The organism is Cellulosimicrobium sp. BMG9.22, from assembly GCF_059159975.1.
Map to the genome: position 1 here is coordinate 43,297 of NZ_JBZGBY010000030.1, position 7,491 is coordinate 50,787.

The window sequence follows — 7,491 nt, forward strand, 5'->3', positions numbered from 1 at the left end:
AGGGGCGTGAAGGCGCGCTCGCGAACGTGAGCCGACAGCCCACGGCGACGGCGCGCCAGCCCGAGCACACGGTCCGACCCTGTCGCGGGGCAACCCCACGGTCCGGACCGGACCGACCCTCAGCTCACCCGAAGCGGCCCGAGATGTAGTCCTCGGTCGCCTGCTGCGTCGGTGACGAGAACATCGTCGCCGTCTCGTCCATCTCGATGAGGCGGCCGGGCTTGCCCGTGCCCGCGATGTTGAAGAACGCCGTCCGGTCGCTCACGCGCGCCGCCTGCTGCATGTTGTGCGTGACGATGACGATCGTGTACTCGTCCTTGAGCTCGGCGATGAGGTCCTCGATCGCGAGCGTCGAGATCGGGTCGAGCGCCGAGCAGGGCTCGTCCATGAGGAGCACCTGCGGCTTGACGGCGATGGCGCGCGCGATGCACAGGCGCTGCTGCTGGCCGCCCGAGAGGCCTGAGCCGGGACGGTCGAGCCGGTCCTTGACCTCGTTCCACAGGTTCGCACCGCGCAGCGACTGCTCGACGAGCTCGTCGGCGTCCTTGCGCGAGATGCGCTTGTTGTTCAGCTTGACGCCCGCGAGCACGTTCTCCTTGATCGACATCGTGGGGAACGGGTTCGGACGCTGGAAGACCATGCCGACCTGGCGGCGAACGGCGACGGGGTCGACGTCGTTGCCGTAGAGGTCGACGCCCTCCATCGCGACCGTGCCCTCGACGCGCGCACCGGGGATGACCTCGTGCATGCGGTTGAGGGCGCGCAGGAACGTCGACTTGCCGCAGCCGGACGGACCGATGAACGCGGTCACCGACTTGGGGTCGATCGTCATGCTGACGTCCTGCACGGCGAGGAAGTCGCCGTAGAAGATGTTGAGGTCCTTGACGTCGATCCGGTTGCTCATGTCGTTCGGTCCTTCCGGGGTCCCGGCGCCCGTGCGGGCCGCGTGCCGAGGGGTCGTGGGGTCGCCGCCGCTGCGGGCGGACGTCGCGGTGCTCATCGGGCCTTCTTGGGCGAGAACCAGCGGCTGACGAGGCGCGCCGCGAGGTTGAGGAGCATCACGAGGATGATGAGGGTCAGGGCCGCGGCCCAGGCGCGGTCCACCCCGGAGCCGCCCTGCGCCCACTGGCGGTAGGCGAACACGGGCAGCGTCGCCATGCGACCGTCGAAGAGGTCCCAGTTGACCTGGTTCACGAGCCCGATCGTCAGGAGGAGCGGGGCCGTCTCGCCGATGACGCGCGCGACGGCCAGCATGACGCCGGTGACGATGCCCGCCATCGCCGTCGGCAGGACGACCTTGAGGATCGTCAGCCACTTCGGGACGCCGAGCGCGAGCGACGCCTCGCGGAGCTCGTTGGGCACGAGCCGCAGCATCTCCTCGACCGAGCGGATGACGACGGGCGTCATGAGCACGGCGAGCGCGACGGCGCCCATGATCCCGGCACGGAACGCGGGGCCGAAGAGCAGGGTGAAGAGCGCGAACGCGAAGAGCCCGGCGACGATGGACGGGATGCCCGTCATGACGTCCACGAGGAACGTGATGCCGCGTGCCAGGGCGCCGCGACCGTACTCCACGAGGTAGATCGCCGTGAGGATGCCGAGCGGGACGGCGATGACCGCGCACGCGAGCGTGACGAGCAGCGTGCCGACGATCGCGTGGTAGACGCCGCCGCTCGTCATCGAGCCGTAGACGCCCACCATGTCCGTGGTGAGGAACGCCCAGCTGAACCGCTCGGCGCCGTAGGAGACGACCGTCCACACGAGGGAGACGAGGGGGATCATGGCGAGGAGGAACGCGAAGGTCACGAGCGTGGTCGCGAGGCGGTCCGTCGCGTAGCGCGCGCCCTCGACCACGCGCGACGTGATCGTCAGGCCGACCGCGTAGAGCACGGCGCCGAGCCCGAGGACGCCGGCGAACGTCGGGTCGCCGACCACGAGGAGGACCAGGAAGGACGCGACGAGCGCGCCGCCCACGAACGCGTAGGGCACCCAGCGGGCCAGGCGCGTGGCGCCCGACGTGAGCTGGAGCGCCGTCTGCTGCACGGGAGTGTCGACAGTCATCAGTTGGCTCCCGAGAAGTCCTTGCGACGGGCGACGATGGCCCGGGCCGCGAAGTTGACGGCGAAGGTGATGACGAACAGGGCCAGGCCGGTGGCGATGAGGACGCTCACCGACAGCCCCGACGCCTCGGGGAACTGCGCCGCGATGTTGGCCGCGATCGTCTGGTGCTGACCGGGCTTGAGGAGGAAGAACGAGTAGAGCAACCCGGGGGAGATGACCATGAGCACGGCCATGGTCTCGCCGAGCGCGCGGCCCAGGCCGAGCATGGCGGCGCTGATGACCCCCGAGCGCCCGAAGGGCAGCACGGCCTGGCGGATCATCTCCCAGCGCGTCGCGCCGAGGGCCAGCGAGGCCTCCTCGTGGAGCGTCGGGGTCTGGAGGAACACCTCGCGCGAGACCGCGGTGACGATGGGCAGCAGCATCACGGCGAGCACGACGGCCGCCGTCATGACGTTGCGCGCGGGCGCCTGGTAGCCCTCGAACAGCGGGATGAAGCCCAGCGACGAGGACAGCCAACGGAAGAACGGGTCGAGCACCGGCGCCAGCCACAGCGCGCCCCACAGCCCGAACACGACGGACGGGACCGCGGCGAGCAGGTCGACGAGGTACCCGAGGCTCTGGGCGAGCCGGCGCGGGGCGTAGTGCGAGATGAACAGCGCGATGCCGACCGAGACCGGGACGGCCAGCAGCAGGGCCAGGACGGACGCGAGGACCGTCCCGAAGACGAGCGGGCCGATGTAGGCCAGCAGCGAACCGCCGGAGAACCAGGAGATCTCCGCGAGCTCCTCGGGGCTGGCCGTCAGTGCGGGCCACGCCTCGATGAGGAGGAACGCCGCGACCGCCGCGAGCGTGACGAGGATGAGGATGCCGGCCCCGTGGGCCAGGCCGGAGAAGACACGGCCGCCGATGCCGGCCGACGGCGCACGTCGGGTCGCAGGCTTCGGCTCGGTGCGTTGCCGGGGTGGGCTGGTGACGCTCACTGATGCTCCGTCGGGTGTGGGAGGAGGTGCAGGCAGACCGGCACGGACGGGCGGGGAGTCGCGCTCCCCGCCCGCCCGCGGTGCGTCAGCCCTGGACCGTGATGCTGTCCAGCGCGGCCTGGACCTCGGCGCGCAGGTCGTCCGAGATCGGGGCAGAGCCGGCGACGTCGGGCTCGGCCGCGCGGGCCTGGCCCTCCTCGCTGGCGACGTAGGTCAGGTAGGCCTTGACGTTGTCGACGTCGGCCTGGTCGTCGTACGTGCCGCACGCGACCGAGTACGAGATGAGCACGAGCGGGTAGGCGCCCGGCTCGGTCGTGGCGCGGTCGAGCTCGACCACGAGCTGCGTCTCGGTCGCGGTCTCCGCGCGCGGCGAGGCGTCGACGACGGCGGCCGCGGCCTCCGGCGAGAACGGCACGTACTCCTCGCCGACCTTGATCGCGACGGTGCCGAGGTCGCCGGCACGCGAGGCGTCGGCGTAGCCGATCGCACCCTCGGCGCCGCTCACCGTGTCGATGAGGCCCTGCGTCTGGGCACCGGACTGGCCGCCCTCGACGGGCCAGTCACCGCTGGCCTCGTGCGGCCACGCGCCGTTCGAGGCGGCCGCGAGGTACTCGGTGAAGTTCTCCGTGGTGCCCGACTCGTCGGAGCGGTGCACGGGGATGATCTCGATGGCCGGGAGCTCGACGCCCTCGTTCTCCGCGACGATCGCCGGGTCGTTCCACGTCGTGATCTCGCCGTTGAAGACCTTGGCGAGCGTCTCCGCAGACATCTGGACGTTGGCGGCGTCCACGTCGGGCAGGTTGTAGACGACCGCGATCGGGCTGATGTAGAGGGGGAGCTCGAGCACGTCGCCGCCGAAGCAGCGCTCCTGCGCGTCGGCCAGCTCCTCCTCGTCCAGGGGGGCGTCGGAGCCGGCGAACTTCGTCGCTCCGGCGATGAACTGCTCGCGGCCGCCGCCGGAGCCGACGGGGTCGTACGTGACCGTCACGCCGGGGGCGATGTCACCGAAGCCGGCGATCCAGCCCTCGACGGCCTTCTCCTGCGAGCTGGCGCCCGCACCGGCGAGCTCGCCGCTCAGGCTCTCCAGGTCGCTGCCGCTCCCGGTCTCCTCGGCACCACCGGCGTCGTTCGAGTCGTCTCCGGAGCTGCACGCGGCCAGGGTGAGCGCGAGGGCACCGATGACGACGGCAGATCCAGCACGTGAGTATCGGCTGAGCTTCACTCTTCGTTCCATCCTGTTCAAGGCGTCTGGTGGCACCAGCGAGCGCCGGTGACGATCCCGACGGTAGGAGCGCCGGGTGACGCGTTGCCCCAGAGCGGGTGAACGAGGGATGAACAGTGCACAGACCTTCCGTGCCGCCGTGGACGACCGCGGGGGCGGGCCTCAGGCCTGGACGACGGCGCCGTCGGCGATCTTGTACCCCAGGCCCCGCACGGTGAGCAGGTACCGCGGGGTCGCCGGCTCGGGCTCGATCTTCGACCGGATGCGCTTGACGTGGACGTCCAGGGTCTTCGTGTCGCCGACGTAGTCGGTGCCCCACACGCGGTCGATGAGCTGCCCGCGGGTCAGGACGCGGCCGGCGTTGCGCAGGAGCAGCTCGAGGAGCTCGAACTCCTTGAGGGGAAAGGGCACGACCTGCCCGTCCACCGTGACGGTGTGCCGCTCGACGTCCAGGCGCACGGGCCCGACCTCGAGCGCGCTCTCCGGTGCGAGGTCGGCCCCGACCTCTCCGCCCCTGCGGCGCAGGACGGCCCGCACACGCGCGAGCAGCTCGCGGAACGAGTACGGCTTCGTCACGTAGTCGTCGGCGCCCAGCTCGAGGCCCACGACCTTGTCGATCTCCGAGTCCTTCGCGGTGAGCATGATCACCGGGACGTCGCCACGCTGGCGCAGCTCGCGGCAGACCTCGGTCCCGCTGAGGCCCGGGAGCATGAGGTCGAGGAGGACCAGGTCCGCGCCGTCGGCGTCGAATCGCTCGAGCGCCTCGGTGCCCGTCGCCGCCTCGACGACGTCGAAGCCCTCCCGTCGCAGCTGGTACGCCAGCGGGTCGCGGTACGACTCCTCGTCCTCCACCACCAGGATGCGCGTCACGCGCCTACCTCCTTGTTCTGTCCGTCCGTGCTCTGTACGCCGTGCCCGGCCCGGGCACGTGCCCCCGCCGTGCCGTCATGGTCCCGTGCGCTGACCCGGGGCGCCGGGACGCCGGGGGTGCCTGTCTCGACCCTCGTCCGCCCGGGCTGCGGGTCGGCCGCCGGGATACGGAGGGTGAAGGTCGACCCGCGGCCGGGCTCCGACCACATGGTGACGTCTCCGCCGTGGTCGGCGGCGACGTGCTTGACGATGCTGAGGCCGAGGCCGGTCCCGCCCGTGTCGCGCGAGCGCGCCGGGTCGACGCGGTAGAAGCGCTCGAAGACCCGCGTCTGCTCGTCGGCCGCGATGCCGATGCCCTGGTCGACCACGGCGATCTCGACGAGGTCGCCCGCGCGCGTCACGCCGACGCCGACGCGCGTGTTCTCCCCCGAGTATGCGACCGCGTTGTCCAGGAGGTTGCGCACCGCCGTGACGAGCAGGTTGTGATCGCCGTACACCTCCGCGTCCAGATCGCCGCCCGTGGTGAGCGTGATGCCCTTGCCCTGCGCCGTCGTGCGGGCGCGGTCCACGGCCTCCTCGACGACCTCCCGGGTCGGGACGACGGTCACCTGCTGGAGCGCGCCCGCCACCTGGAGGCGCGAGAGCTCGATGATCTCCTGCACGAGCGCGGACAGCCGCGTGGCCTCCGACTGCATGCGGGCCGCGAACCGGCGCACGGCGACGGGGTCGTCCGCGGCGTCCTGCACGGTCTCGGCAAGGAGCGCGAGCGCGCCGACCGGGGTCTTCAGCTCGTGCGACACGTTGACGACGAAGTCGCGGCGGATCGCCTCCACGCGCCGGGCCTCGGTCCGGTCCTCGGCGAGCACGAGCACGTGCTGCGGCCCGACCTGGGCGACCCGCACCTGGAGCAGGACCGTCCCGCGGCCGACCGGACCGCGCGGGAGCTCCAGCTCTTCGTCGCGGATCACGCCGTCGCGCCGCACGTCGTCGATCATGTCGCGGATCGCAGCGTGCGCGATCACGTCGCCCCGCACCACCCCGAGCGCGTACGCGGGCGGGCTCGCGCGCACGACGTCGCCCTCGTCGTCGAGCACGACCGCCGCGGACCGGAGCACGGCGAGGACCCGCACGAGCCCCTCGTCGAGGTCGGCGGGCGGGTCCGGCCGTGCGGCACGCTGCTGGCGCTCGCTCACCCGGAACGCGATGGCGGCGACGACGCCGACCACCACGCCCACGATCCCGGCGAGCAGCACGGTCGCGCCCTCGATGAAACTCTCGGCTCCCACCCCTCCAGCGTACGGTCGCCCGTGGTACCTCCCGGTCGATCCGGGGTCCGCACGCGACATGGCGGCGAAGAGTTCATCTTGCGGCGCCCTGGAGTTCACCGCACGGTCGACCGCGCCTGGAACGGTGTGGAGAGCCGACGGCGTGCCGGGCGTGCCTACCGGTGCGGCCAGGTGCACGGCGTCATGGACCGGGACGTCCGGTCACGACGAGAGGGATGCGATGCGGGAGATCTTCGAGGCCGAGCTGAGGCAGGTCGGCGACGACCTGGCAGAGATGAGCCGGCTGGTGGAGTCGGCGGTGAACCGGGCCGGTCAGGCGCTGCTCACGGCCGACCTCCAGCTCGCGCAGCAGGTCATCGCCGCCGACCACTCCATCGATGCCATCCAGCGCGAGCTCGACGAGCGCTGCGTCCTGCTCCTCGCGCAGCAGCAGCCGGTCGCGACGGACCTGCGCGTCGTCGTCAGCGCCCTGCGCATGAGCTCGACGCTCGAGCGGATGGGCGACCTCGCGCGCCACGTCGCGCAGGTCGCGCGCGGCCGCTACCCGGCCCACGCGATCGTGCCGCCGCTGCACCGCACGTTCGAGCAGATGCACGAAGCGGCCGTCCGTGTCGCCCGCCGCACGACGACGCTCCTCACGACGCGCGACCTCACCGTCGCCGCGAACATCGAGCGCGACGACGACCTGCTCGACAAGCTGCACCAGGACACGTTCACCGCGCTGCTCGGCGGCACGTGGACCGGGACGACGCAGGAGACCGTGGACGTCACGCTCGTCGGTCGCTACTACGAGCGGTTCGGCGACCACGGCGTCTCGATCGCGAAGCGCGTCACGTACCTCGTCACCGGCGACTTCGCCGACGACCGCGGCACCCCGGCCGGCTCGGCCCGCGCGACCGCGTGACCCCGAGGTAGAACCGGGGTCTGCCGAAGTAGACCCCTGGTCGGCCGAGGTAGAACCGTGGTCGTGCGAGGTAGAACCGTGGTCGTGCGAGGTAGAACCGTGGTTCCTTGTCGGACGGCGGTGTGGTCGCGTTGGGTGCCGGGGTGGGTGGGGGCGCCGCGTCTACCA

General features: G+C 71.6%; 7 protein-coding genes. 1 reads left to right on the forward strand and 6 read right to left on the reverse strand.

Annotation, left to right across the window (positions count from 1 at the left end):
* Window positions 1-124: 124 nt before the first annotated feature.
* The 6 genes from pstB to AC4H2H_RS16830 form a co-directional block, all read right to left on the reverse strand.
* Window positions 125-904, reverse strand: coding sequence for a phosphate ABC transporter ATP-binding protein PstB (pstB, locus tag AC4H2H_RS16805; RefSeq protein ID WP_494371971.1), 780 nt, complete (start codon window positions 902-904; stop codon window positions 125-127).
* A gap of 92 nt (window positions 905-996) precedes the next feature.
* Window positions 997-2,061: a phosphate ABC transporter permease PstA gene (gene pstA / locus AC4H2H_RS16810; protein ID WP_494371963.1), complete on the reverse strand. Its 1,065-nt coding sequence runs from the start codon at window positions 2,059-2,061 to the stop codon at window positions 997-999.
* A complete protein-coding gene (gene pstC, locus AC4H2H_RS16815) occupies window positions 2,061-3,041 on the reverse strand; it encodes a phosphate ABC transporter permease subunit PstC (RefSeq protein ID WP_494371964.1) in 981 nt (326 codons plus the stop codon). The genes pstA and pstC overlap by 1 nt, the downstream gene beginning before the upstream one ends.
* An 85-nt stretch (window positions 3,042-3,126) precedes the next feature.
* Window positions 3,127-4,263, reverse strand: coding sequence for a phosphate ABC transporter substrate-binding protein PstS (locus AC4H2H_RS16820; protein WP_494371965.1), 1,137 nt, complete (start codon window positions 4,261-4,263; stop codon window positions 3,127-3,129).
* Window positions 4,264-4,425: 162 nt separating this feature from the next.
* Complete coding sequence (locus AC4H2H_RS16825; protein ID WP_494371966.1) at window positions 4,426-5,133, reverse strand: response regulator transcription factor; 708 nt, start codon at window positions 5,131-5,133, stop codon at window positions 4,426-4,428.
* A complete protein-coding gene (locus tag AC4H2H_RS16830; RefSeq protein ID WP_494371967.1) occupies window positions 5,130-6,419 on the reverse strand; it encodes a sensor histidine kinase in 1,290 nt (429 codons plus the stop codon). Before AC4H2H_RS16830 ends, AC4H2H_RS16825 begins: the two co-directional genes overlap by 4 nt.
* A gap of 220 nt (window positions 6,420-6,639) precedes the next feature.
* Between AC4H2H_RS16830 and phoU the strand changes: the two genes are divergently transcribed.
* Window positions 6,640-7,323, forward strand: coding sequence for a phosphate signaling complex protein PhoU (gene phoU, locus AC4H2H_RS16835; RefSeq protein ID WP_494371968.1), 684 nt, complete (start codon window positions 6,640-6,642; stop codon window positions 7,321-7,323).
* The last annotated feature ends 168 nt before the right edge of the window (window positions 7,324-7,491 follow it).

Excerpts from the sequence above, each read along its gene's own strand:
- phoU (WP_494371968.1), top strand. The coding sequence starts at position 6,640 with ATGCGGGAGATCTTCGAGGCCGAGCTGAGGCAGGTCGGCGACGACCTG.
- pstB (WP_494371971.1), bottom strand. The coding sequence starts at position 904 with ATGAGCAACCGGATCGACGTCAAGGACCTCAACATCTTCTACGGCGAC.
- pstA (WP_494371963.1), bottom strand. The coding sequence starts at position 2,061 with ATGACTGTCGACACTCCCGTGCAGCAGACGGCGCTCCAGCTCACGTCG.